The sequence below is a fragment of the Pseudomonas vranovensis DSM 16006 genome (genome assembly GCF_000425805.1).
In the GTDB taxonomy this organism is placed as follows: domain Bacteria; phylum Pseudomonadota; class Gammaproteobacteria; order Pseudomonadales; family Pseudomonadaceae; genus Aquipseudomonas; species Aquipseudomonas vranovensis.
In genome coordinates, this window is record NZ_KE384456.1 from 91,902 (window position 1) to 117,302 (window position 25,401).

18 protein-coding genes are annotated in these 25,401 nt (G+C 61.7%); 12 read left to right on the forward strand and 6 right to left on the reverse strand.

The annotated features are described in order from the left end of the window. Positions 1–5 precede the first annotated feature (5 nt). The gene (locus tag H621_RS0122970) at positions 6–1,808 is read right to left on the reverse strand and encodes an acyl-CoA dehydrogenase (RefSeq protein ID WP_028945625.1); all 1,803 of its coding nucleotides are present in this window, start codon (positions 1,806–1,808) and stop codon (positions 6–8) included. A gap of 171 nt (positions 1,809–1,979) precedes the next feature. After that, on the reverse strand, positions 1,980–5,933 hold the full coding sequence (putA, locus tag H621_RS0122975) for a trifunctional transcriptional regulator/proline dehydrogenase/L-glutamate gamma-semialdehyde dehydrogenase (RefSeq protein ID WP_028945626.1): 3,954 nt from the start codon (positions 5,931–5,933) through the stop codon (positions 1,980–1,982). A gap of 353 nt (positions 5,934–6,286) precedes the next feature. Here putA and putP point away from each other — a divergent pair, with 353 nt between their 5' ends. The 9 genes from putP to H621_RS0123020 all read left to right on the forward strand — a co-directional run bounded on the left by putP (position 6,287) and on the right by H621_RS0123020 (position 17,039). Then, positions 6,287–7,771, forward strand: coding sequence for a sodium/proline symporter PutP (gene putP, locus H621_RS0122980; protein WP_028945627.1), 1,485 nt, complete (start codon positions 6,287–6,289; stop codon positions 7,769–7,771). A 125-nt stretch (positions 7,772–7,896) separates the two neighbouring features. Beyond that, the gene (locus H621_RS0122985) at positions 7,897–8,733 is read left to right on the forward strand and encodes a 23S rRNA (adenine(2030)-N(6))-methyltransferase RlmJ (RefSeq protein WP_028945628.1); all 837 of its coding nucleotides are present in this window, start codon (positions 7,897–7,899) and stop codon (positions 8,731–8,733) included. A 159-nt stretch (positions 8,734–8,892) separates the two neighbouring features. Then, positions 8,893–10,650, forward strand: a complete 1,758-nt coding sequence (locus tag H621_RS0122990; RefSeq protein ID WP_028945629.1) for a carbamoyltransferase family protein — start codon at positions 8,893–8,895, stop codon at positions 10,648–10,650. Further along, on the forward strand, positions 10,634–11,764 hold the full coding sequence (locus H621_RS0122995) for a glycosyltransferase (protein ID WP_028945630.1): 1,131 nt from the start codon (positions 10,634–10,636) through the stop codon (positions 11,762–11,764). The genes H621_RS0122990 and H621_RS0122995 overlap by 17 nt, the downstream gene beginning before the upstream one ends. Next, positions 11,764–12,660, forward strand: coding sequence for an antimicrobial resistance protein Mig-14 (locus H621_RS0123000; RefSeq protein ID WP_028945631.1), 897 nt, complete (start codon positions 11,764–11,766; stop codon positions 12,658–12,660). The genes H621_RS0122995 and H621_RS0123000 overlap by 1 nt, the downstream gene beginning before the upstream one ends. After that, on the forward strand, positions 12,657–14,057 hold the full coding sequence (locus H621_RS0123005; protein ID WP_028945632.1) for a PIG-L deacetylase family protein: 1,401 nt from the start codon (positions 12,657–12,659) through the stop codon (positions 14,055–14,057). The genes H621_RS0123000 and H621_RS0123005 overlap by 4 nt, the downstream gene beginning before the upstream one ends. Positions 14,058–14,105: 48 nt before the next feature. Next, complete coding sequence (locus H621_RS0123010; RefSeq protein WP_028945633.1) at positions 14,106–15,062, forward strand: glycosyltransferase family protein; 957 nt, start codon at positions 14,106–14,108, stop codon at positions 15,060–15,062. Positions 15,063–15,122: 60 nt separating this feature from the next. Next, positions 15,123–15,896, forward strand: a complete 774-nt coding sequence (locus H621_RS0123015; RefSeq protein ID WP_028945634.1) for a glycosyltransferase family 2 protein — start codon at positions 15,123–15,125, stop codon at positions 15,894–15,896. Between the two features lie 48 nt (positions 15,897–15,944). Next, on the forward strand, positions 15,945–17,039 hold the full coding sequence (locus H621_RS0123020; RefSeq protein WP_028945635.1) for a glycosyltransferase family 4 protein: 1,095 nt from the start codon (positions 15,945–15,947) through the stop codon (positions 17,037–17,039). Between the two features lie 3 nt (positions 17,040–17,042). Here the strand turns inward: H621_RS0123020 and H621_RS0123025 are convergent, their stop codons facing one another. Next, positions 17,043–17,645 (reverse strand): BUD32 family EKC/KEOPS complex subunit, encoded by a 603-nt coding sequence (locus H621_RS0123025; RefSeq protein WP_028945636.1) that lies wholly within the window; start codon positions 17,643–17,645, stop codon positions 17,043–17,045. 96 nt (positions 17,646–17,741) lie between these two features. Between H621_RS0123025 and H621_RS0123030 the strand changes: the two genes are divergently transcribed. The 3 genes from H621_RS0123030 to hldE all read left to right on the forward strand — a co-directional run bounded on the left by H621_RS0123030 (position 17,742) and on the right by hldE (position 22,300). Continuing rightward, entirely contained in the window at positions 17,742–18,917 is a 1,176-nt protein-coding gene (locus tag H621_RS0123030; RefSeq protein WP_028945637.1) for an O-antigen ligase family protein, read from the forward strand. Positions 18,918–18,932: 15 nt separating this feature from the next. Beyond that, positions 18,933–20,747, forward strand: coding sequence for a lipid A export permease/ATP-binding protein MsbA (msbA, locus tag H621_RS0123035; RefSeq protein WP_028945638.1), 1,815 nt, complete (start codon positions 18,933–18,935; stop codon positions 20,745–20,747). Between the two features lie 131 nt (positions 20,748–20,878). Further along, on the forward strand, positions 20,879–22,300 hold the full coding sequence (hldE, locus tag H621_RS0123040; RefSeq protein WP_028945639.1) for a bifunctional D-glycero-beta-D-manno-heptose-7-phosphate kinase/D-glycero-beta-D-manno-heptose 1-phosphate adenylyltransferase HldE: 1,422 nt from the start codon (positions 20,879–20,881) through the stop codon (positions 22,298–22,300). Between the two features lie 62 nt (positions 22,301–22,362). On the opposite strand, the gene H621_RS0123045 is transcribed toward hldE, so the two are convergent. The 3 genes from H621_RS0123045 to H621_RS0123055 are packed head-to-tail and all read right to left on the reverse strand — an operon-like array spanning position 22,363 to position 25,354. Then, on the reverse strand, positions 22,363–23,325 hold the full coding sequence (locus H621_RS0123045; RefSeq protein WP_028945640.1) for a hypothetical protein: 963 nt from the start codon (positions 23,323–23,325) through the stop codon (positions 22,363–22,365). A 47-nt stretch (positions 23,326–23,372) separates the two neighbouring features. Next, positions 23,373–24,182 (reverse strand): aldo/keto reductase, encoded by an 810-nt coding sequence (locus tag H621_RS0123050; RefSeq protein ID WP_028945641.1) that lies wholly within the window; start codon positions 24,180–24,182, stop codon positions 23,373–23,375. Further along, positions 24,179–25,354, reverse strand: coding sequence for an NAD(P)/FAD-dependent oxidoreductase (locus H621_RS0123055; RefSeq protein ID WP_028945642.1), 1,176 nt, complete (start codon positions 25,352–25,354; stop codon positions 24,179–24,181). Before H621_RS0123055 ends, H621_RS0123050 begins: the two co-directional genes overlap by 4 nt. Positions 25,355–25,401: the final 47 nt, after the last annotated feature.

The window sequence follows — 25,401 nt, forward strand, 5'->3', positions numbered from 1 at the left end:
CCCCCTCAGAACCACTCGTCGTGCATGCCCTGGCACGTATCGTCGCGAGCTTCGAGCAATGCCAGCTCATTATGGCAGCCCGGCACTTCCCAGGTCAGGAAATAACGAGCGGCCTGCAATTTGCCCTTGTAGAAGTCGCGGTCGGCCGGTTCACCTCGTTCCAGGCCCTGCTCGGCGCGAATCGCTTGTTCCAGCCAGCGCCAACCGATCACGCAGTGACCGAAGGCCTTCAGGTACAGCGCCGAGTTGGCCAGGGCGCTGTTCACCTGGCCTTGAGCCAGATCGCCAAGCAGGCCCAGGGTGACGCTCTGCAGGCGAACCTGCAGTTGCTCAAGGGGCGTGCGCAGGTGATCAAGGCGGGGATACCCTCGCGCTCGTTCGCAGGTGCCGGCAATCAAGCGCACCAATTGCTTGAGGCCGGCACCGCCGTTTTGCGCCAGCTTGCGTCCGAGCAGGTCCAGTGACTGAATGCCATGAGTGCCCTCATGAATGGGGTTCAGGCGGTTGTCGCGGTAATACTGCTCGACCGGGTATTCGCGGGTATAGCCGTGGCCGCCGAGAATCTGGATCGCCAGTTCGTTGGCCTTGAGGCAGAACTCCGATGGCCAGGACTTGACGATCGGGGTCAGCAGGTCGAGCAGCTCGTGGGCTTGCTGGCGTTGGTTCTCGGTTTCGCCGCTCTGGGTGTCATCGAACAGCCGCGCCGCATACAGGCCAAGATCGAAAGCGCCTTCGACATAGGCCTTCTGGGTCAGCAACATGCGTTTCACATCGCTGTGACTGATGATCGGCACGGCGGCGGTAGCTGGGTCCTTGTTGTCCAGAGGGCGGCCCTGGGGGCGTTGGCGGGCGTAGTCCAGCGAGTACAGGTAGCCAGCATAGCCAAGCATGACTGCGCCCATGCCCACGCCGATGCGTGCCTCGTTCATCATCTGGAACATGCATGCCAGGCCCTGGTGCGGCTTGCCCACCAGGTAGCCCACGCATTGGCCATTGTCGCCGAAGTTCAGTGCCGTGGAGGTGGTGCCGCGCCAGCCCATCTTGTGGAACAGCCCGGCCAGCAGCACATCGTTGCGGGGTCCTAGGCTGCCATCGGCATTGACCAGGAATTTGGGCACGATGAACAGCGAAATGCCCTTCACCCCCGGCGGCGCATCCGGCAGTTTGGCCAGGACCATATGCACGATGTTTTCCGACAGCGGGTGGTCGCCCCCGGAGATGAAAATCTTGTTGCCGCGCAGCCGGTAGCTGCCGTCGTCGGAAGGTTCAGCGCGGGTGCGGATATCGGCCAGGGAGGAGCCCGCGTGTGGCTCGGTGAGGGCCATGGTGCCGAAGTAGCGCCCCTCGATCATCGGCTGCAGGAACAGGCGCTTTTGCTCATCGCTGCCAAAGCTCTCGATCAGGTTGGCCGCTCCCATGGTCAGGAACGGGTAGGCCGTGGTTCCGGCGTTGGCAGCCTGAAAATGGGCAAAGCAGGCCTGTGAAAGCAAGGTTGGCAGTTGCATACCGCCGGCCTCGAAGTCGCGGCTGGCATTGAGGAAGCCCGCTTCGAGGAACGCATCGACTGCTGGCTTGACCTCGGGAATCAGCACCGCCACGCCATTTTCATAGCGCGGCTCGTTCTCGTCGCCCTTGCGGTTGTGCGGGGCGAAGTATTTTTCGGCAATGGTGCGCGCCGTGCCCAACGCGGCATCGAAGGTTTCGCGGTTGTGCTCGGCAAAGCGCGGGCGAAGGGTGAGGGCCTCGGCATCCAGCACTTCGTAGAGTTCGAAGGCCAGGTTGCGGGCGCTGAGCAAGGTCTCGGACATGGCGGCATTCCTGAACGGGGATGGGCCGAGTCTAGGCAGGTGCGCACACGATGCACAGGGAAATAGGTGGGGGTGATGGTGGGTTAGAAGGTAAAGCATCGCGGGGCAAGCTCGCTCCTACAGATTGCCCGTAGGAGCGGGCTTGCCCCGCGATGGAGACGACGCGAACGATCAGCCGATGGTCATCAGGCTCGCGTTACCGCCGGCAGCGGCAGTGTTGACGCTCAGCGCACGCTCGATCACCAGACGCTCCAGGGCAATCGAGGTTTCACCCGACGACAGGCCATGCACGCCTACGATGGCGCCGGCACGCTTGGCCACCTGTTCGCACACGGCGCGCAGCTGGTCGGAGTGGCCGTGATGCAGGACCGCGTCGAAGACGACGTCGTCCTTGGTCCAGTCGCCCACCAGCTTGATGCGTGCCTGGACATCCTTCGGCAGTCGGTTGCGCAGGGTCTTGGTCAGCTCACCCTCCGGCCACACAGCCGAGCTGCCCACGGCCAGGACGGCAGCCAGTTGGGTCAGCAGGTCGGCTTCGACCTCGGCCAGGCACAGTACGTGCTCGCGCGGCAGGATGGTGTAGCTGTTGCGCTCGCCAGTCGGGCCGGCCAGCAGACGGCTGATACCGCTCTGCGATTGCTGGGCAAACTGGTCGCACAGGCTGCCCAGGTCGGTCAGCTGGTTGCTGGTGGCCCAGGTCTTGAGTGCTTGCAGTGGCTTGGACATTGCGTCGCGCAGGCGAGTGTCCGGGGTGTTTTCACCGTCGGTACGCTTGAACGACTGCTCGATGGCATCGGCCGGGCGGGTCGACAGCAGGCGGTACAGGTAAAGCGGGCCACCGGCTTTCGGGCCGGTGCCGGACAGGCCCTCGCCACCGAAAGGCTGCACACCCACCACGGCACCGACGATGTTGCGGTTGACGTAGACGTTACCGGCGTTGACGTTGTCGATGACCTTGGCGATGGTTTCGTCGATCCGGGTGTGTACACCCAGGGTCAGGCCGTAACCGGAGTCGTTGATCTGCTCGATCAACTGGTCGAGGTTCTTGCGGTTGTAGCGCACCACGTGCAGGACCGGGCCGAAGATCTCGCGCTGCAGCTCATCGAAACTGTCCAGCTCGATCAGTGTCGGCATCACGAAGGTGCCGCGCTTGATTTCCTCGCCATCGGCGATAGCCACCTGGTACACGGTGCGGCCTTTGTCGCGCATGCCCTGGATGTGCTTCTCGATGCCAGCCTTGGCTTCGGCGTCGATCACCGGGCCAATGTCGACGGCCAGGCGCTCAGGATTGCCCAATCGGCTTTCGGCCATGGCGCCCTTGAGCATTTCGATCACGCGGTCGGCGGAGTCTTCCTGCAGGCACAGCACACGCAGTGCCGAGCAACGCTGGCCGGCGCTGTCGAAGGCCGAGGAGACCACGTCGATGACCACTTGCTCGGTAAGGGCCGAGGAGTCGACGATCATCGCGTTCTGGCCACCGGTCTCGGCGATCAGCGGAATCGGACGACCCTGGGCATCCAGGCGGCCGGCGATGTTGCGCTGAAGCAGGCGAGCCACTTCGGTGGAGCCGGTGAACATCACGCCTTTGACGCGCTCGTCGCCGACCAGACGGGCACCGACGGTTTCGCCGCGCCCTGGCAGCAGTTGCACCACGCCCTCGGGAATGCCGGCTTCGAGCAGCAGGCGCACGGCCTGGGCCGCTACCAGCGGGGTTTGTTCGGCAGGCTTGGCCAGTACCGGGTTGCCTGCGGCCAATGCAGCAGCCACTTGGCCGCTGAAGATGGCCAGCGGGAAGTTCCACGGGCTGATGCAGACCACCGGGCCCAATGGGCGGTGGGCGTCGTTGCTGAAATCGTTGCGCGCCTGCACGGCGTAGTAGCGCAGGAAGTCGACGGCTTCACGGACTTCGGCGATGGCGTTGGCGAAGGTCTTGCCGGCTTCGCGGGCCAGCAGGCCCATCAGCGGCTGGATCTCTGCTTCCATCAGGTCGGCAGCGCGTTCCAGGATGGCCGCGCGCTCGGCGGGCGGGGTGGCCTGCCAGATCGGTGCAGCATTGAGTGCGCATTGGATGGCGTTGTCGACGTCGGCAACCGTCGCTTCTTGTACGTGACCGACCACATCGCGATGGTCGGACGGGTTCAGTACCGGTGCCGCCGCTTCGTCGCTGGCGTCGCAACCGAGCATCGGTGCGGCTTTCCAGTTGTTGTGGGCGGTGGCCAGCAAGGCGCAAGACAGCGACGCCAGGCGGTGTTCGTTGGCCATGTCGATACCGGCGGAGTTGGCGCGCTCGGTACCGTACAGGTCACGCGGCAGCGGAATGCGCGGGTGCGGCAGGCCGAAGCTGCCTTCCTGGGTTGCCATGCGCTCGATGGTCGCAACCGGGTCGGCGACCAGTTCCTGGATCGAGATCGACTGGTCGGCAATGCGGTTGACGAACGAGGTGTTGGCGCCATTTTCCAGCAGGCGGCGAACCAGGTAGGCCAGCAGCGTTTCATGGGTGCCGACGGGCGCGTACACGCGGCACGGACGGTTCAGCTTACCGTCGGCAACCTTGCCGACCACTTGCTCGTACAGCGGCTCGCCCATGCCATGCAGGCACTGGAACTCATACTGGCCCGGGTAGTAGTTCTGCCCGGCGATATGGTAGATGGCCGACAGGGTGTGGGCGTTGTGGGTGGCGAACTGCGGGTAGATGACTTCCGGTACCGACAACAGCTTGCGGGCGCAGGCAATGTAGGACACGTCGGTGTACACCTTGCGGGTGTAGACCGGATAGCCTTCCAGGCCTTCGACCTGGGCGCGCTTGATCTCGCTGTCCCAGTAGGCGCCTTTCACCAGGCGGATCATCAGGCGATGACGGCTGCGCCGTGCCAGGTCGATCACGTAGTCGATCACATATGGGCAACGCTTCTGGTAGGCCTGGATCACGAAGCCGATACCGTTCCAGCCGGTCAGCTGCGGTTCAAAGCACAGGCGCTCGAGCAGGTCCAGCGACAGCTCCAGGCGATCGGCTTCTTCGGCATCGATGTTCAGGCCGATGTCATATTGCTTGGCCAGCAGGGTCAGCGACAGCAGACGCGGGTACAGCTCTTCCATCACGCGCTCGTACTGGGCGCGGCTGTAGCGTGGGTGCAGGGCCGACAGCTTGATCGAGATGCCCGGGCCTTCATAGATGCCACGGCCGTGCGAGGCTTTGCCGATCGAGTGGATCGCCTGCTCGTAGGACGCCAGGTATTTCTGCGCATCGTGCTCGGTCAGGGCTGCTTCGCCGAGCATGTCGTAGGAGTAGCGGAAGCCCTTGGCTTCGAACTTGCTGGCATTGGCCAGGGCTTCGGCGATGGTCTCGCCGGTGACGAACTGCTCGCCCATCAGGCGCATGGCCATGTCGACGCCCTTGCGGATCATCGGCTCGCCGCTCTTGCCGATGATGCGGCTGAGCGAAGAGGTAAGGCCGGATTCGTTGTGGGTCGAGACCAGCTTGCCGGTCAGCAGCAGGCCCCAGGTCGCGGCGTTGACGAACAGCGACGGGCTGTTGCCCAGGTGCGGCTGCCAGTTGCCGGTGCTGATCTTGTCGCGGATCAGGGCGTCACGGGTGCCTTTGTCGGGGATACGCAGCAGGGCTTCGGCCAGGCACATCAGTGCCACGCCTTCCTGGGACGACAGGGAGAATTCCTGCAGCAGACCCTGGACGATACCGGCACGGCCACCGGCGCTTTTCTGGTTGCGCAGCTTTTCAGCAATGCCGGCAGCCAGCTTGTTGGTGGCCTCGGCCATGTCAGCCGGCAGGCGTGCCTGCTCCAGGAGCATCGGCACAACTTCCGGTTCCGGACGACGGTAGGCTGCGGTGATGGCCGAGCGCAGGACCGATTGCGGCAGGATGCTTTCGGCGAACTCGAGGAAGCACTGGTGGGCATGATCGCCCGGGACTTCACCGGCTTCGTCGCCGTTGCTGCTGGCCTGACCGTTGAGTTCGGTCAGCGTGGCGCCACCCTCGAGCTTTTCCAGGTAGTTGAAGATTGCCTGTTTAATCAACCAATGCGGCGTGCGGTCGATGGACTGCGCAGCTGCTTTGAGTCGCTCACGGGTCGGGTCGTCGAGTTTGACCCCAAGGGTGGTCGTCGCCATTTCTTATCCTCATTATTGCCACGATGCTGTGGCTAAAGCTGCGCCAAGATTAGCCGTGCGCGATTTTGGGTGCAACCTAGTGCAACCCAAAATGTGTAGGAAAAAAGTGCAACTCGTCAGATGGGTAAAACCACACAGCGAAAATGGCTGTTTCTGGTGCGTTTTGCTTATGAAAATGGCCTTTTTTGCTTCAAAAAGGAGCAAGAATGAGTTTTAGTCTGAAATTTCCGACGAGGTGCAACTTGAATTAAAAAATTGGTTGCACCTACTTTGCGTTGTTGCATAGCATTCACGGCCTGGGTGCAACCTCTTCGAGGCTGTCACTACATAAAAACAAACGCCAGGGCGCAACAATGAGTGTAAGCAATCCAACCTTGATCACGTTCGTGATCTATATCGCGGCAATGGTGCTGATCGGCCTGATGGCCTATCGCTCCACCAACAACCTCTCCGACTACATTCTTGGTGGCCGCAGTCTCGGCAGCGTCGTGACCGCGCTTTCGGCCGGTGCCTCGGACATGAGCGGCTGGCTGTTGATGGGCCTGCCGGGCGCCATCTACATGTCGGGTCTGTCGGAGAGCTGGATCGCCATCGGCCTGATCGTCGGTGCCTACCTGAACTGGCTGTTCGTTGCCGGCCGTCTGCGTGTGCAGACTGAGCACAACGGCGATGCCCTGACGCTGCCGGACTACTTCTCCAGCCGTTTCGAAGACAATAGCGGGCTGCTGCGGATCATCTCTGCCGTAGTGATCCTGGTGTTCTTCACCATCTATTGCGCCTCTGGCATTGTTGCCGGTGCCCGCTTGTTCGAAAGCACCTTCGGCATGTCCTACGAGACTGCGCTGTGGGCCGGTGCCGCCGCAACCATCGCCTACACCTTCATTGGTGGCTTCCTGGCCGTGAGCTGGACCGATACCGTCCAGGCTACGCTGATGATCTTTGCCCTGATCCTGACGCCGATCATCGTGCTGATCGCCACGGGTGGTGTCGACACCACCTTCGCGGCCATCGAGCTCAAGGATGCCTCGAACTTCGACATGCTCAAAGGCACCACCTTCATCGGCATCATTTCGCTGATGGGCTGGGGTCTGGGCTACTTCGGTCAGCCGCACATCCTGGCGCGCTTCATGGCTGCCGATTCGGTCAAGTCGATCGCCAAAGCCCGTCGCATTTCCATGACCTGGATGATCCTCTGCCTGGTCGGTACCTGCGCAGTGGGCTTCTTCGGTATCGCCTACTTCTCCGCGCACCCTGACGTTGCAGGCCCTGTGGCCGAGAACCCTGAGCGTGTGTTCATCGAGCTGGCCAAGCTCCTCTTCAACCCATGGATTGCCGGTGTGCTGCTGTCTGCCATCCTGGCCGCCGTGATGAGTACCCTGAGCTGCCAGCTGCTGGTGTGCTCCAGTGCCCTGACCGAAGACTTCTACAAGGCGTTCCTGCGCAAGGGTGCCTCGCAGATGGAGCTGGTCTGGGTCGGTCGTGCCATGGTGCTGCTGGTTGCCGTGGTCGCCATCCTGATCGCCTCCAATCCGGAGAACCGCGTACTGGGTCTGGTCAGCTACGCCTGGGCCGGCTTCGGTGCTGCCTTCGGTCCGGTTGTACTGATCTCGGTACTGTGGAAAGGCATGACCCGTAACGGTGCCCTGGCCGGTATCCTGGTCGGTGCCATCACCGTGGTGGTGTGGAAGCACTTCTCCATCTGGGGGCTGTACGAAATCATCCCTGGCTTCATCCTGGGTGCCCTGGCGATCTACTTCGTCAGCAAGGCCGGTAGTCCGTCGGCTGCCATGGTTTCGCGCTTCGAAGCTGCAGACAAGGCGTTCAAGGTCGGTCATTGATCGGCACTTGACCCCTTGTAGACAACGGCCCGGCCTCGAAAGAGTCCGGGCCGTTGTCGTTTCGGCCGGCGCTCCTGACGCCGGCTGAATCACAAGGTAAACTGCGCGGTCTTGCAGGAGTTGCCATGAACTATCGTCACGCCTTCCACGCCGGCAACCACGCCGACGTCTTCAAACACCTTGTCTTGACCCGCCTTATTGCGCTTATGGAGCGCAAGGAGCAGCCGTTCGCCTACCTTGATACCCACGCCGGCCTCGGCCTGTATGACCTGCAGGGCGACCAGGCGACGCGCACCGGCGAGTGGGTTGAAGGGATCGGGCGGCTTTGGGGGCGGGATGACCTGCCGGAAGTGACCGCCGACTACCTGCGCATCCTGCGCAAGATGAATCCCGATGGCGAGCTGCGCTACTACCCGGGTTCGCCTGAGCTGGCCCGGCGCCTGGCCCGTCAGCAGGATCGCGTGCTGCTCAACGAGAAGCACCCGGAAGACGGGCGCATGCTCAAGGACAACATGAAGAAGGATCCGCGCGTCGCCGTGCATCTGGGTGAAGGCTGGCATGTGCCACGCGCCTTGCTGCCGGTGCAGGAAAAGCGAGCGGTGATGTTGATTGATCCGCCGTTCGAGCAGGCCGATGAGCTCAAGCGCTGCACTCAGGCGATGAAAGAGACCATTGGCCGCATGCGCCAGACGGTCGCGGCAATCTGGTACCCGATCAAGGATCAGCGCCAGTTGGTGCGTTTCTACCAGGACCTGACCAGTACCGGCGCGCCGAAGCTGCTGCGCGTCGAGTTGTACGTGCATCCGCAGGACAGCCCGCAGGGCCTGAACGGCTCGGGCCTGGCCATTGCCAATCCGCCGTGGGGGCTTGAAGAAGAACTGCGCGCGTTGTTGCCCTGGCTTTCCCAGGTGCTGGCGCAGACCCAGGGCAGTTGGCGGATGGACTGGCTGATCGCTGAATAACTGCTGCAGGAGGGGGCTTGACCCGCGATGCGGTGTAACTGACTGCATGCAATCGCTGGGCAAGCCCGCGCCTAAGCTTTGCGTTATAATCCCGCTCTTTCGTTGCCGCTCGCCCCACGGGGCCAGGGCGCATTTTTACAGATTGAAGAGGCTAGACCCTTGGCATTGACGATTCTTGGCCTGTCCGGCGCCCTTAGCCATGATCCTTCCGCGGCCCTGTACATCGACGGCAAGCTGATTGCCGCCGCTGAAGAAGAGCGCTTCGTGCGCGACAAACATGCAAAGAACCGCATGCCCTACGAATCGGCGAAGTTCTGCCTGGAGCAGGCCGGCATCAAGCCTTCCGACGTTGACGTGGTGGCGATCCCATTCGCCCCGATCAGCCTGTTCGGCAAGGCCCGCTGGCACTACGCCAAGCGTTATTGGTACGCCCCGGATCGCGCCCTTGATGCGATCCTGATGGGCAACCGTCGCTACAAGCGCTACCGCAAGAAGATCGTCTGGTGCCTGGAGCAACTGGGCTTCGACCCCAAGAAGGTCAAGATCGAGCCGGTCGAGCACCACCTGGCTCACGCCTCCAGTGCCTACCACTGCTCGGGCTTCAAGGAAAAAACCGCGATCCTCGGTATCGACGGTAAAGGCGAGTACGCCACTACCTTCTTTGGCTATGGCGAAAACGGCAAGATCCATAAGATCAAGGAATTCTTCGATCCGGACTCCCTCGGTGGCCTGTACGGCGCGATCACCGAATTCCTCGGCTTCGAGATGCTCGATGGCGAGTTCAAGGTCATGGGCATGGCGCCTTATGGCGATGCCAGCAAGTACGATTTCTCGCGCCTGGCCTCTTTCGAGAACGGTGAGCTGGTGATCAACACCGACTACGCCAACGTCATCGGCCTGCGTCGCTACAAAGAGAAGGGCAAGGGCTTCTACTTCTCGCCAAAACTCATCGAGTGGCTGGGTCCAAAGCGCGAAGGCGACATCGCCGACGAGCCGTATATCCATTACGCCGCCAGCATGCAGGCGCTGTTCGAGAAGATCGCCCTGCAGATGATCGACCACTACCTGGGCGACATCCTCAAGGAAACCGGCAAGCTGGCCTTCGCCGGCGGTTGCGCGCTGAACGTCAAGCTCAACCAGAAGATCATTGCCCGTCCTGACCTCAAGGAACTGTTCGTGCAGCCGGCCTCCGGCGACGCCGGTACCGCGGTCGGTGCTGCGGCCTATGTGTCCCACGCCCGTGGCGTGCCGGTCGAGAAGATGGAGCACGTCTACCTCGGCCCTGCGTACTCCAACGAAGACGTGATCGCAGCCTGCGCCCGTCACCCGAGCCAGCCGAAATGGCGCAAGCTCGAGAACATGCCGGAGCAGATCGCCAAGATCATGGTCGACGGCAACCCGGTTGCCTGGTTTCAGGGGCGTATGGAGTTCGGTCCCCGTGCCCTGGGCGGTCGTTCGATCATCGGTTGCCCAAGCGTTGCTGGCGTCGCCGACCGCATCAACCACCAGATCAAGTTCCGCGAGCGCTGGAGGCCTTTCTGCCCGTCGATGCTCGACACCGTCGCCCCGCAGATGATCAAGATCGATCACCCGGCGCCGTTCATGACCTTCACCTTCGAAGTGGCGGAAGAATGGAAGACCCGCGTGCCGGAAGTCGTCCATGAAGACGGCACCTCGCGGGCCCAGGTGCTCAAGCGCGAGTACAACCCGCGCTACTACGACATGATGAAGGCGCTGGAAAACCTGACCGGCAACGGCGTGTCGCTCAACACATCGCTCAACCGTCGCGGCGAGCCGATGATCTGCTCGCCGACCGACGCCCTGAACATGTTCTTCGGCTCGGACCTGCAGTACCTGATCATGGAAGACATCCTGGTAGTCAAGGACGGCGCGAACACTTATGACGTCCAGGGCTGAAAAGCGCGTCCTGCAGTTCTGCCACGGCTATGACGGTCCGTTCCTGGACTGCGCGCGTCAGTACGCCAGCTTGTTCAGCGGCAGCGGTTACAAGGTCACCACGGTGTTCCTGACCGGTGCTGCCGACCCTGAGGTGGCGGCCGGCTGCGCGTCTGACGAAGTGCTGTTCCTTGAGTTCAGCTCCAAGGCCATTCGTGGTCTCAAGCTGGGGGCGATCCGGGCATTGCGCCGGATCGTCGCCACGCGCAACTTCAGTTTCTGCATCGCCCACCGCTTCAAACCTATCTACATCGCCTTGCTCGGCAGCCGTCTGCCGGTCATCGGCGTGCACCATGCATTTGGTGATTACCAGCGCAGCAGCCGGCAATTGTTTGCCAACCTGTTCCGCCAGCGTTTGAGCCTGCTCGGGGTGTCTGATGCGGTGCGCGACGATATGCGCAAGTGCCTGGTCAAGTGGCCTGCCGAGCGTATTCAAACCCTTTACAACCGTATCGACATCCAGGCGCTGCAAGCGATTCAAGTGCCGGTTGACGAGGCCCGTCAGGCTCTTGGGCTGGACCGGCAGGCGTGGATTGTCGGTAACGTCGGTCGCCTGCACCCGGACAAGGACCAGGCCACCCTGCTGCGCGGTTTTGCCCTGGCACTGCCTGGCCTGCCAGCCGGTGCGCGCTTGGCCATTCTGGGCAAGGGGCGCCTGGAGCAGTCGCTCAAGGCTTTGGCGGCCGAACTGGGTATCGCCGGGCAGGTGGATTTTCTTGGTCAGGTACCTGACGCTCGCTGCTACTTCAAGGCGTTCGATGCTTTTGCCCTGAGTTCGGATCACGAGCCGTTCGGCATGGTGCTGCTCGAAGCCATGGTCGCCGGTGTACCGGTGCTGGCCACGGCGTGTGGCGGTGCTCTGGAAGTAGTCGAAGGGATCGGTATTCTGTTCCCGCTTGGCGATGCCGAGCGCCTGGGTCAGGGCCTTCAGCACTTGGCCGTGCTGGACGAGGGTCAGCGCCAGGAGTGTGCCGAACGCATGCTGCAGCGTTTGCATGAGCGTTTTTCCGATAGCGCCGTGCGCGATACTTTCTGGCAACTGCCGCACGTTCGCGCGCTGACTGCGGAGGCTTGATGCTTAATCATATTCAAGGCTGGCGCGAACGCGGCTGGTCCGTGATCGATGCTGCTACTTACGCTCAGGCCTGGCAGCGTTTTGGTGGCAGCGTCGCCACCCACCCCCTGGTGATTGAACAGCTGGCGGAACTGGCGCAGATTCCGGTGCGCTACCTGGGCTGGGAACACAATGGAGAGATCAAGGCAGCGATCCCGACCTGGGGGCGCTACCTTGCCCTGTCCAAGGACGTGCTCAAGCGCCAAGGCAAGAAGGGCCTGTACGACCTGGGCAATGCCGAGCTGATCCTGCCGGCGGCTGCCGATGCACAGGCACCGCTGCGCCACGCCGGGCGTTATTTGTCCGAGCTCAATCAGGGACGTTTTGCCAATCTCAAGCCCCAGGCCGAGCAACTGGCCATGGCGCGTACGCCGGAAGACCTGTCGAAGAAATTTCGCTACAACCAGCGCCGCGAACTGAGGCTGCTGGAAGAAGCGGGTGGCCAGGTACGGCCGGTCACCGACTTCAGCAGCACCGAGCTGGCGGTGATCTATTGCGATCTGTTCATGCGTCGCTGGGATTTTCCAGCAACGGGTGCCGAACGCATGGCCGATGTCATCGAACGCCTGCGGGCGCTGCTGATCGGCTCGGTACTGTTTCTCGACGACGCGCCGATTGCCATTCAACTGGTATACCGCGTCGAGGCGCCGGCGTGGATCAGCGTCGAGTACATCAACGGTGGCGTAGACCCGCACACCAAGGCCTTCAGCCCTGGCAGCGTATTGAGCTTTCTCAATACCCAGGCGGCCTGGGAAGATGCCCGGGCACGCAACAAGCCGCTGCGTTTCTCGTTCGGTCGCGCCGATCGTGAATACAAGGATCGTTGGTGCAACCCCGTGCCGGTGTTTCAGGTGTGAGCCGCAAACAGCAGCTGCTCAAGCAGCACCGGCGTAACAAGCGGCTGGGGCTGCTGGTCGGCCTGGTGCTGCTCGTCGCGCTGGGTGTTTTTGTCCAGTGGTGGTTGCCGCTGCTGCTGTTGCCATTGCTGTGGGTCGCCCACGAGGCCTGGTTTGCCGACCACCTGTTCTACTCGCCTGGCGAAGATTATCAATACGCCTTCCCTGCCGACTGCGTCGCCCAGCCGGTTGAGCTGGTTGACGGTGCTGTACGTCTGCAGTCGCCCCTGGATCTTGCCGGGGATGCAACCCTGGTGTTGCAACTGCGACTGAAGTGCCGTTGGATTGGGCGTTTTCTGGATCCCGCCGTGGTGCTGGGTAATGAAGATTGCCAGACCTTCGAACGTGGCGTCGCCGGGGTGCGTTACCTCAACCTCACAGGCTTGGCCGGTTCGTTGAGCGCCGGCCAATTGCGTTTGCGCGGTCGGCACTGTCGCTTGCCGACTGAAGCGACGCTTTGGCTTGTTCCCACTCAAGACTTGCGCCAGAAGCGGGTCATGGTCATTGCTCCGCATGCCGACGATGCCGAACTTGCGGCCTACGGCTTGTACAGCCAGGCGCAGGAAGCCTGGGTGGTAACGTTGACGGCCGGTGAAATCGAAGCCGAACACTATCAACAGATGGGCCTGGACAAGGCTGAGGCAGCTCGTCTGAAGGGGCGGTTGCGTGCCTGGGACAGTATTGCCGTTCCACGTTGGGCGGGTGTTCCCGAGGCGCGCTGTGTGCAGCTGGGCTATTTCTGCCTGCAGTTGCCGGCAATGCAGGCGTCCCCTGACCAACCGGTTGCCTCGCGCGAAGCCGAGCTTGCCGATACCCGCCTATTCCGCCAGTTCAATCCGATGACATTGCCGGGTGATCAGGACGGTGAGCCGACCTGGAACAACTTGCTCGCGGACTTGCGCGCGTTGTTGCTGCAGGCGCGTCCGCAGGTGTTGGTGATGCCGCACCCGACGCTCGACCCCCACCCAGACCACATCTGCGCCCAGGCGGCAGTGCTTGAAGCCTTGCATGGCCTGGTGTGGCAGCCAGAGATCGTGCTGGGTTACGCCAATCATCTGCACGATAACGACCGCTGGCCCATGGGTGAAAGTGGCACAGGCGTGACTTTGCCGCCACGGCTGGAAGGTGGAGAAAGCTGGGCGCCCTACAGCATGTTGTTGGACCTGCCCACTCAGCGTGACAAGGCCATGGCGCTTGGCATGATGCATGACCTGCAACCGCCGTCTCCGTTCAAGCGTCGACTACGCCGCCTGCTTCAGCGCTGGCTGGCAGGGCGACGTCCTTCGCCCTACGGCGAGAACGAGTTTTTCCGCAAGGCTGTACGTCGACATGAATTGTTCTGGCGCCGTGATCTCTGATCGCGGTGCATGACTGTTAGCGGCCAAGCAAAGGCCGCAAGGAAGACAATGAAAGTTCTATTTCTGGTGCAGAAGGAACAACGGGCAATCCTCGATCGTCTCTACGACGGTGTGGCTGCTCATTGCGAATGCGATCTGCGCTGGCTCAGCAGTGCCGATCAGCGCAACTTGCGCAGTTATTTCCGTCGTGAAGTCGACGTCGAGAAATATGATCGGATCGTTTTTTTTCTGCGCTTCAAGCAAGAGATCCGCCAGGTCGGTTTCATTCGCACGGTGCCCAACCTGGTCATCCTCGAACATGATGCCTACCAGAACTATATCCCTTGCAAGTACACCGGCAAGTTCAGTGCGCATTATCGCCAGCTGCCCTGGGCGCGCGTGATCAGCTCCGGGTACATGGTCAGTGAGCGCCTGCGCCAGGAAGGCTTCGATGCCGAGTTCGTGCCCAAGGGCTACGACCAGCAGTTGCTTGCCGACCAGGGGCGTGAACGGGACATCGAGCTGGCCTTTGTCGGTAGCACCAACAGCGTGGCCTACAGCGGGCGCAAGGCGTTGCTTGACGAATTGGCACAGGTGGAAAACCTGCTGGTGACCCGGACAAAATCCGGTGAAGAGTACTGTGACACACTCAATCGCATACGTTTTTTCGTCAGTGCCGACGTGGGCATGGGCGAGTACATGATCAAGAATTTCGAGGCCATGGCCTGCGGCTGTGTGCTGCTGGCATATGACCAGGGCGCAGAAGAAAATCGCGCCCTGGGTCTGACAGACATGCATAACGTGGTGCTGTATAACAGCATCGCGCAGTTGCAAGAGAAGCTCAATGTGCTGCGCGCCGACCCTGTGCTGGCCGAGGAAATCGGTCGCAACGGTCGTGATCTGGCGGTTGCGCAATTCAGCTTCGCTCAAGTGGGTCGTAGCATCGTTGAGAAAATGCAGCCACCTCTGCGTCCCCGTCCAGCCCTGACCGGCTGGCAGCGTTTGCGTTTGAGACTGGGCCTATGAGCCGGCTGTCCTGCGTCATGGTCTCGAACAACCGAATACAGAAGATGGGGAGGGAATCCGGTGCGATTCAGTGAAGAGAGTGATGTAACCCTGGTGGTTACCAGCTGCGGGCGTTTCGACCTGCTCAAGCTTACGCTGGAGAGTTTCGACCGTTTCAATACTGCGCCGATACGCGAGGTGTTCATTACCGAAGACTCCGGGGATGACGCGGTGCATGGAGCGCTCCCGGAACACTGGAAGCCCCATACCACGGTATTCGTCAACCGCCCCAAGCTCGGTCAGCTGGCCTCGATCGATCTTGCCTACGGGCAAGTGAAGACGCCTTATATCTTCCACTGCGAGGATGACTGGGAATTCTACCGCCCCGGGTTTGTCGAAGACTCCCGGAGCATTCTGGAGGTCAGCCCGCACCTGCTCCAGGTGTGGTTGCGCAGCTATGCCCATGACCTGAAGTTGCACAGTCCGTACATCCACCTGGGTGAGCGACAGTTCATCAATGGAGTGCCTTGCTACCCGCTGTTATCGAGCAAGCCGGAGTGGCAAAGCTTCTCGCTGAACCCGGGTTTGCGCCGGTTGAGCGATTATCAACGCTGCGCGCCATTTGCCGCCTATGCTGGTGAAAAGGCACTGTCAAAGCGTTATGCCGAGTTGAACCTGACCGGGGTGACCCTGGAGGGCGACGCGGTGTTGCATACCGGGTTCGGCTCGCATGTGAGTCTTCCCGAAGAGCGCCGGCGCAAGGATCGACGTCGTCAGCGTGACCGGGTCAAGCTGGCCGTGATTTTGATCGTCGGAATTGCATTAGGAGTGGGGGTTGGCTTTTTTGCGCATTGATTCGGCCTATATGTTTGTTGTCCATTCCGATGCAGGGGGTGCTACCCCGTGAATATCGTCAACATCATGTGGGCCGGCGGCGCACCCTATGTCTCGGTGCACAAGGTGCACCAGCAAATCCTTTCCCAGGCAGGGCCGGATGCGACGATCAGCAGTTGGTTGCTGCAAGGCCAGGGCTCTTGTTGCAGCGCCGGGGAGACGCGCGAATGGCAGCTGTCCCAGCGCCTGCTCAAAGGCCGGCATTTCTGGAAGCTGCTGCATCCCTGGATGCGCGGCCGATTTCGCGAAGCGTTGAAGCAGGCCGGTACCGAGGTCGTATTGCTAGACGGCCTGGGGGTATCCCGGTTGGTGCTGCCGGTGATGCGCCAGTTACCCGAGGTGCGAGCGGCGGTTGTCTTTCATGGCAAGACTCGCTTGCATCGTGGCGATATCAGCCTGCTGCGCAGCTTCGAGCCCTCCCAGGTGACACTGGTGGCCGTCTCCCAGACACTTGCCAGTGCCCTTGAGCAGGATCTCGGTGTGCCTGTGCAGGTACTTCGCTCGGCCCTTGAGCCCACCAGTTTTCGCCAGGCGTTGCTGGATCGGGGGGCGGCCCGGCAGACAATGGGTTTGCCGCTCGATGGCGGGCCGGTACTGGGAGCAGTGGGGCGGCTGGTCGATAGCAAGGGTTTCGACTACTTGCTCGACGCGTTTGCGCTAGCCCGCCAGCAACAGCCAGATCTGCGTCTGGTATTTCTGGGTGAAGGCAACGAACGGGCATTGCTCGAGTCACGCATCAAGGCGCTGGGCCTTGGCGAATTTGTTTCCCTGCAAGGCCACTGCAACAGCCTGGCTCACCTGTATCGGGCATTCGATTGGGTGCTGATACCCTCACGCTCCGAGGGCCTTGGCCTGGTGCTGCAAGAGGCCGTGATGGCGGATGTGCCGGTCTTGTGCAGCGACCTGTCGGTGTTTCACGAGCAGTTGGGCGATGCTGGTCGCTATGCCTCGGTGGGGGATATCGAAGCCTGGGGACGGGCGATCATCGAGAGTGTGGCATCTGATCGTGATCAAGTGGCCCAGGCCCAATACCAGGCACTGGCACCCGAGCAGGTCTGGCAGCGCTTCAGCCAGACCTCCAGCGACCTGCTTCGAACTTCCTGAAATTCAGCCCAGCAGGGCGCGCTCCAGTTCGGCAAGGGGAAACTGCTCTTCAAGCCGCTCACGGGCGATGTAGCGGGCAAAATGCTGCACGTTGCGCCGAATCATGCGACTGGAAAGCGGTGCCCGCATGAAACGCATATCCGCGACATCAATCAGCCCCATCTCCTGGTCAGGGGTTACGACAATGTTGCCCAGGTGCAATGACCGAAAATAGATCCCCGACGTGTGTAGTTTGCGTACCAGTGCCACAAGCTCCGGCAGGCGCTCCTGCCAGCTGAACCCTTCTTTGCGAGACAGTTGGCTCAAGGTTTCACCGGGCAGGGGTTGATACAGTACTGCCGTCATTCCTGGTGCATCCAGCTTGTAGTACTTCAACACCTTTAGTGTAGGAATCCCCCTTTTCTCCAAACGCATCGCGTTGTCGATGAAGCGAACGGAGTAAGGTCGCAGCAGTGCAGATGAAATTAACCGCTTGCGCCTGAACAGCTTGAGGATGTTGCCATCGTTTAGCAGGTACACTTTGGCGCCGTAGCTATCAGCTTCCAGCACCTTGGCACCGAGGATGAGCTGGTTGAAGTCGACCTGGGGTAGCCGGGAACATTGCATGAATAGGCCTTCAACGGGCTAGCGAAAAGACCGGCCATAATGCCGAAAAGTTTACCGATGCACCATGCCGGTGTTGTTCAAACGATGGGGATACGCATGATGTACGCAAGGCGCTGGGCACAGACCTGGCTGGCGATTGGCTTTCTCTGGTTTCTGGTGGCCATTGCCCTGGCACCCAGCAACAAGATCTATCAGCAAGGCCTGGTGGCGTTCCTCTGGCTGCCGACATTGGTGCTGTTGTGGTCGGCGCGTGGGGTGCTGGTCGAGGTCTGGAATGCTCAGCGTGCGTTGTGCGTGTCAGTGATTCTATTGCTGGGATGGTGCGTGTTGAGCCTTGCCTGGGCAAGTACCGACGACGCCGGGCGTGAACTCAAGCGACTCTTGTACATCACGGTATTTCTACTGTTTTTCCCGTTGCTGGGGAGTGTCGGGAGCCCGCGACTGATCCAGCTTCTGCGCTGGGGCAGCATTGGATTGGCGGTCGCGGCCGCTTACTCGATTGTCCACTTCTACAGCCCGCCCTGGCAGCATTGGAGCTACAGGCTCGAAGGTGTCGGCGAAATTTCCCACCCGATCCTGGGCGCCTATGTCATAGGCGTTGCAATGGTTTGCCTGCTGCACTGGCCGCCGCAGCAACGTTGGTTTCAACTGCTGTGGGTAGTGTCAGTGCTTTGCCTGGGCGCGTTTGTGGTGTTGTGTCAAAGCCGGGGGGCTGCATTGGGGTTGTTATTCTGCCTGGTGGCCATGCCGTTGTGGTGCCGTAGTCGCGGGAGTGTATTGATTTCTGCTGCCACCCTCGTTGCCGCAGTGGTGGGGTTTGCGCTGCTGCACACACTGATTCTGGATCGTGGTATGTCCTTCAGGCCGGAAATATTCCGCGCCAGCCTTCAGTTGGTTGCCGAGCACCCTTGGACGGGGCTAGGCCTGGGGAGCTTCTACACTGTTTCGGCAGCAGGGCTGCAGTTCGACCACACCCACAACATGTTCACTCATATCGCCATCGAGCTGGGTATTCCAGGCATGTTGCTGTGGATCGCTGTCTGGCTCTGCGTTTTGCGCGAAAGCTGGCGCGCCCGCTCGACGGATTTCGGCAAGGGCATGATGGGGCTGTGGCTGTTTTCCACCCTGGCCATGCAGTTCGATGCTGCTAGCCTCACTGGAACGCCGCGGGCCGAGTGGTTCATCAGCTGGTTGCCGGTGGGGTTGGCTTTCGCACTGGTGTGGGTGCATGCCCGCCGTCCGGGCTGTGATAAAATTTCCGGTTCAATCTGAACAGCGAGCTCGACGATGGCCGAAACACCGCTAAAGGCGGAGCAGCAGAGCAGCTCCAGCCTGAAAATCTACTTCCGGCTGCTGAGCTATGTGAAACCGTACATCGGCATTTTCATGCTGAGTATCGTCGGTTTCGTGATCTTCGCCTCGACCCAGCCGATGCTGGCCGGGATCCTCAAGTATTTCGTCGATGGCTTGAGCAACCCCCAGGCTGTGCTGTTTCCCACCGTTCCTTACCTCAAGGACCTGCAATTGCTGCAGGCCGTACCGCTGCTGATCGTGCTGATCGCGGCCTGGCAGGGGCTGGGGTCGTTCCTGGGTAACTACTTCCTGGCCAAGGTCTCGCTGGGCCTGGTCCACGACCTGCGGGTCGAGTTGTTCAACAAGCTGTTGGTGCTGCCCAACCGCTATTTCGACAACCACAACTCCGGCCACCTGATCTCCCGAATCACCTTCAACGTCACCATGGTCACCGGCGCGGCTACCGATGCAATCAAGGTAGTGATCCGTGAAGGCCTGACCGTGGTGTTCCTGTTCATCTACCTGCTGTGGATGAACTGGAAGCTGACCCTGGTGATGCTGGCGATCCTGCCGATCATTGCCGTGATGGTGGGGAGCGCAAGCAAGAAATTCCGCAAGCAGAGCAAGAAGATCCAGGTGGCGATGGGTGACGTGACCCATGTGGCTTCCGAAACCATTCAAGGCTACCGCGTGGTGCGCAGCTTTGGCGGCGAAAGCTATGAGCAGAAGCGTTTTGCCGACGCCAGCCAGAGCAACACCGACAAGCAACTGCGCATGACCAAGACGGGGGCCGTATACACCCCGATGCTGCAACTGGTGATCTACACCGCCATGGCCGCCTTGATGTTCCTGGTGCTGTTCCTGCGCGGCGATGCCACTGCGGGTGACCTGGTCGCCTACATCACTGCCGCGGGCCTGCTGCCCAAGCCGATCCGTCAGCTCTCGGAAGTCAGCTCGACCATCCAGAAAGGCCTGGCTGGCGCTGAAAGCATCTTCGAGCAACTGGACGAGGCTCCCGAGGTCGACAATGGTACCGTCGAGCTGGACCGCGTGGTCGGGCGCCTTGAAGTACGCAACCTGAGCTTCACGTACCCCGGTACTGAGCGTCAGGTGCTGTCGGACATCTCCTTCACGGCAGAGCCGGGGCAGATGATTGCCCTGGTGGGGCGTTCAGGTAGCGGCAAGTCGACCCTGGCGGGCCTGATTCCGCGGTTCTATCACCATGACCAAGGGCAGATCCTGCTCGACGGCGTGGAAATCGAGAACTACCGCTTGCGCAACCTGCGCCGCCATGTGGCCCAGGTTACCCAGCATGTCACCCTGTTCAACGATACCGTGGCCAACAACATCGCTTATGGCGACTTGGCCGGCGCGCCGCGCGCTGAAATCGAAGCCGCCGCCGCTGATGCCTATGCCAAGGATTTCGTCGAGCAGTTGCCACAGGGCTTCGATACCCAGGTCGGTGAGAACGGCGTGCTGTTGTCCGGTGGCCAGCGCCAGCGCCTGGCGATTGCCCGGGCGTTGCTCAAGAATGCTCCGCTGTTGATTCTCGACGAGGCCACCTCGGCCCTGGACACCGAATCCGAGCGGCATATCCAGGCGGCCTTGGACCATGTGATGAAAGGCCGTACCACGCTAGTGATCGCCCACCGCCTGTCGACCATCGAGAAGGCCGACATGATCCTGGTCATGGACCAGGGCAAGCTGGTCGAGCGGGGTACCCACGCCGAGCTGCTGGCCGCCAATGGCTATTACGCCAGGCTGCATGCCATGGGCCTGGACGAGCCGGCCAAGGCCGACATCACCTGACCCTGTCTGCGGGGCCCGTCCTGGGCCCCGTTTGCATTTCTGTGGATAGCTGCAGGCAAGGCGGTAAACAAGCCATCCACTTGCCTGTGCTAATATCCTGCCCCTGTTAATTTTGTATATATGGGTTGCCCATGAAGTTGTCCATGCCGCGTTTCGATCAAGCCCCGGTACTGGTGGTGGGCGATGTCATGCTCGACCGCTACTGGCATGGCGGTACCTCACGGATCTCGCCTGAAGCCCCGGTACCGGTGGTCAAGGTCGAGCAGATCGAGGACCGTCCCGGCGGTGCGGCCAACGTCGCCTTGAACATCGCCGCGCTGGGTGCCCCGGCATCTCTGGTCGGGGTCACCGGCCAGGATGAAGCTGCCGACAGCCTGGCCAACAGCCTGCAGGCCGCGGGTGTGCGCTCGATCTTCCAACGCATCGCGCACCAGCCGACCATCGTCAAGTTGCGCGTGATGAGCCGTCACCAGCAATTGCTGCGTATCGACTTCGAAGAGCCCTTCGCCACTGACCCGCTGTCGCTGGGTGCCGAAGTCGACACCCTGCTCGAAGGCGTCAAGGTGCTGGTGTTGTCCGACTATGGCAAAGGCGCCTTGAAAAACCACCAGAGCCTCATCCAGGCGGCGCGGGCCAAGGGAATTCCTGTACTGGCCGACCCCAAGGGCAAGGATTTCTCGATCTACCGTGGCGCCAGCCTGATCACCCCGAACCTCAGCGAGTTTGAAACCATCGTCGGTCGTTGCGCCGACGAAGCTGAGCTGGTGGCCAAGGGCGGTCAGTTGATGCGCGAGCTTGAGCTGGGTGCCTTGTTGGTGACCCGTGGCGAGCACGGCATGACCTTGCTGCGTCCGGAGCATCCGGCGCTGCACCTGCCAGCCCGTGCTCGTGAAGTCTTTGATGTCACCGGTGCCGGTGACACGGTGATTTCCACCCTGGCGGCAGCGATCGCTGCAGGGGAAGACCTGCCTCATGCCGTGGGCCTTGCCAACCTGGCCGCCGGCATCGTGGTGGGCAAGCTGGGTACCGCCGCCATCAGCGCGCCAGAGCTGCGTCGCGCCATTCAGCGCGAGGAAGGTTCGGAACGCGGCGTGCTGAGCCTGGATCAGCTGTTGCTGGCCATCGACGACGCCCGTGCCCATAACGAGAAAATCGTCTTTACCAACGGTTGCTTCGACATCCTCCATGCCGGTCACGTGACCTACCTGGAGCAGGCGCGTGCCCAGGGTGATCGCCTGATTGTTGCGGTCAACGACGATGCGTCGGTCAGCCGCCTCAAAGGCCCGGGCCGTCCGATCAACAGCGTTGACCGGCGCATGGCGGTATTGGCGGGTCTTGGTGCGGTGGACTGGGTTATCAGCTTCCCGGAAGGCACGCCGGAAAACCTGCTCAGCCAGGTCAAGCCGGATGTGCTAGTCAAGGGTGGGGACTACGGGATCGACCAAGTGGTCGGCGCAGACATCGTCAAGGCCTATGGCGGTACCGTGAAGGTGTTGGGGCTGGTTGAGAACAGCTCGACCACTGCGATCGTCGAGAAGATTCGTAAGAACTGATGTATCGCGGGGCAAGCCGGCTCCTACCTGTCCGGTGGGAGCGGGCTTGCCCCGCGATCGTTCTACTTGCGCAACCCCCCCCGCGCCATCTGCAACAACTCCCGAGCCTTACCCGTCAGCCGCCGCAATCCGGAATCCGGCTTGGGTGCCGCCAACCCTTGCTCACGGACCCAATCCTTCCAGCGAATCCGCTCATCCCTCACCAGCCAACCGTCCTGCCGGGCAAAGCTTTCGGCCAGATACAGGCCGCGGGTGCTTGCGGGTACCAGGCGATCCTTCTTCAGGGTGTACAGCTCGGGTCGTGGACGGCCGTCTTCAAGTGGCATGAGGTAAAGGTCAGGACGACTGCGGTTGAGCCGGGCCACCAACTGATCGCCTTCCAGCCGCTCATCGACATGAAACAGGCTCAGGGATTTGGCTTCACGCGGCACTTGCAGACGCAGGTCGTAGATCAACTGAAGTGACGCAGTGGGCAGGTGTACATAGGCGCGCGGGCGTTCGAGCAATTGCAGGTTGGCACAGCGTACTGGCCGTGCGGCGCCAGACTGTGGGGTAAGAACAAAAGGCAGAGCTTCTCGGTAGTGCAGGGCGTCAGCGTAGGGTGCTGGTAGCCAGGTGTCGTTGAAACGCCCGCCGAGCCAGCCTTCCGGGGTTTCCAGCAGGCACTCTTCGGCTACCTCCTGGATGGCAGTGTGCAGCGGCAGGTTGAGCTCCTGGGCCGGCACGTAGCCTGAAATCAGTTTCAGTACCACATCGCCTCGGTCCTGGCGGCGCTGGCGGACCAGCACCCAATAGTCGCGATTCTGCCAATGCAGGGTCAGACGTACCGACACCCCCAGGTTGGCCAGCTCGACGGCAAAGCGTTGGCTGTCGGCCAATTGAATCTGCTTGCGCCGTTGCTGGGTCTGGGCAAAATTCAGCGGCATGCCGATGCTCTGGTAGCACAGCCCCTCGGGGCTGGCTTCGACGTGCAGGGGCAGCGTCTTGAAGTTGCTCGGGTTCTTGCGGATCAGCGTTCGCGGCATGTCGGCTCCTTCTTGCGTTGGGGTCGGCCGCGACGGCGGCGCAAGCGTCAGCTATTGAATATGGCGGCAACGGTGGCCACGTTGTGGGCCAGGTGTACAGGATTGATGGTCCCGACAATAGCACTGCTCACCCCAGGGTGACCGAACAGCAGCTCGAAGCTCGCGCGTACCGGGTCTACGCCAGGGCTCAGGCAGACATGTCCACTGGCCAGGGCTTTTTTCACCAGAATCGCCTTGCCATGGTCGGCGGCATAATCGAGTACCGGGCGTTCTGCCTGCTCGTTCAGATTGTAGGTGACCATGGCGCAATCGCCGCGCTCCAGCGCTTTCAAGCCACCGGCTGCAGTTTTGCCTGAAAGGCCGAAGCCGCCGATCTTGCCTTCCTGCTTCAGGGCCTCAAGGGTCTGGTAGACCTCTTCGTGTTCGAGGATGTACAAGTCATTGCCATCGGAATGCACCAGCACCAGGTCGATGTGGTCGGTCTCCAGGCGCTTGAGGCTGCGTTCGATGGAAAAACGCGTGTGAGCGGCGCTGAAGTCGAAGCGAGACTGGCCGCTGTCGAACTCTTCGCCCACCTTGCTGACAATCACCCATTGTTCGCGCTGGCCACGCAGCAATGGGCCGAGACGTTCTTCGCTTCGGCCGTAGGCGGGTGCGGTGTCGATCAGGTTGATGCCCAGCTCGCGCGCTTGCTGGAGCAGCATGCGCGCCTGGTCATCGTCGGGGATGGTAAAGCCGTTGGGGTACTTGACCCCTTGGTCGCGGCCCAGCTTGACCGTGCCCAGGCCCAGCGGCGAAACCCGCAGGCCGGTGCTGCCCAAAGGGCGGTGAAGGTCGTGAAGGGTTGGCAGGCTCATGGCAACAGTTGCTCCCATACCGGCACCGCCATCGGGGGTTTCGGCAGGTCAGGCAAGGCGGTGGTATTGGCGGGCTTGATGCCGTCACGCTCAAGGTTGGCCAGTACACGGTCGGCGAAGTCTGGCGCGAGGGCCAGCTTGGTTGGCCAGCCCACCAGCAGGCGATCCTGTTCGGCGAGAAAGGCGTTGTCGGGTCGCACCAGGCCAGACTGTGCAGGTTCAGCGCGGTCGATGCGTGCGGTCGCCCAACGCACCTGGCTCAGGTCGATCCAGGGCAGCAGGCTGGCGACTTCTTTTTTCGCCGCTGCAATTTGTGCTTCCGGTTCGCGGGCCACGCCGTCGGCTTCGGCCAGGTCGCCACCCAGGTACCAGACCCACTGGCCATCGGCAGCCGGATGGCTGGTAACGGTAATGCGCGGCTTGGGGCCACCACCCAGGCAGTGGGCATACAGCGGCTTGAGGCTGGGTCCTTTAGCCATGACCATGTGCAGCGGCCGGCGCTGCATGGCGGGCTGCTTGAGGCCAAGGGTTTCGAGCAAGCCGGCATTGCCAGCGCCGGCGCTGAGCACGATGCGTTGGGCGCGGACCTCACGGCCATCGACGCGCAAGCCGGCCAGTTCCCCGCCTTCTTGCAGCGGTTCGATCTGCTCGCCGGCCAGCAAGCTGTCGCCGGCCAGTTCCGCCAGGCGGGTCAGCAGGCTCGGCACATCAATGACCAGTTCCGCCAGGCGATAGACCTTGCCCTTGAAGGCACGGTCCTGCAAGGCAGGAGGCAGTTGCTCGCCCTTGACCTGATCGACCCGCCCACGCACCGCCTTGCTGGCGAAAAAGCTGGTGAGGTTGCCGGCCAGGGTGCCGGGTGACCACAGGTAATGGGCTTCAGACAGCAGGCGCACGCCGCACAGGTCCAGTTCGCCATTGCCGGCCAGGGCTTCGCGCCAGCGTCGCGGCATGTTGGCGATCGCTTCGGAGGCACCGGTCAGGGCACCATGCAGGGCGTACTTGGCGCCGCCATGAATGATGCCTTGGGATTTGAGGGTCTGCTCGCCACCGAGGCTGGCGCGTTCCACCACCACCGTCGAGTAACCCAGGCGACGCAGGCGAGCATTGAGCCAGAGGCCTGCGACCCCTGCGCCGACGATCAGGACGTCGGTGGAAATAACGGATGGCATGCATGTACCTCACAAGCTTGGACAGACGCCCAGTATACAGCCTGTGA

Bases quoted from the DNA above. Each gene is read 5' to 3' on its own strand.
- H621_RS0122970 (WP_028945625.1), bottom strand. From the start codon at position 1,808: ATGTCCGAGACCTTGCTCAGCGCCCGCAACCTGGCCTTCGAACTCTAC.
- putA (WP_028945626.1), bottom strand. From the start codon at position 5,933: ATGGCGACGACCACCCTTGGGGTCAAACTCGACGACCCGACCCGTGAG.
- putP (WP_028945627.1), top strand. From the start codon at position 6,287: ATGAGTGTAAGCAATCCAACCTTGATCACGTTCGTGATCTATATCGCG.
- H621_RS0122985 (WP_028945628.1), top strand. From the start codon at position 7,897: ATGAACTATCGTCACGCCTTCCACGCCGGCAACCACGCCGACGTCTTC.
- H621_RS0122995 (WP_028945630.1), top strand. From the start codon at position 10,634: ATGACGTCCAGGGCTGAAAAGCGCGTCCTGCAGTTCTGCCACGGCTAT.
- H621_RS0123000 (WP_028945631.1), top strand. From the start codon at position 11,764: ATGCTTAATCATATTCAAGGCTGGCGCGAACGCGGCTGGTCCGTGATC.
- H621_RS0123010 (WP_028945633.1), top strand. From the start codon at position 14,106: ATGAAAGTTCTATTTCTGGTGCAGAAGGAACAACGGGCAATCCTCGAT.
- H621_RS0123025 (WP_028945636.1), bottom strand. From the start codon at position 17,645: ATGCAATGTTCCCGGCTACCCCAGGTCGACTTCAACCAGCTCATCCTC.
- H621_RS0123030 (WP_028945637.1), top strand. From the start codon at position 17,742: ATGATGTACGCAAGGCGCTGGGCACAGACCTGGCTGGCGATTGGCTTT.
- msbA (WP_028945638.1), top strand. From the start codon at position 18,933: ATGGCCGAAACACCGCTAAAGGCGGAGCAGCAGAGCAGCTCCAGCCTG.
- hldE (WP_028945639.1), top strand. From the start codon at position 20,879: ATGAAGTTGTCCATGCCGCGTTTCGATCAAGCCCCGGTACTGGTGGTG.
- H621_RS0123045 (WP_028945640.1), bottom strand. From the start codon at position 23,325: ATGCCGCGAACGCTGATCCGCAAGAACCCGAGCAACTTCAAGACGCTG.
- H621_RS0123050 (WP_028945641.1), bottom strand. From the start codon at position 24,182: ATGAGCCTGCCAACCCTTCACGACCTTCACCGCCCTTTGGGCAGCACC.
- H621_RS0123055 (WP_028945642.1), bottom strand. From the start codon at position 25,354: ATGCCATCCGTTATTTCCACCGACGTCCTGATCGTCGGCGCAGGGGTC.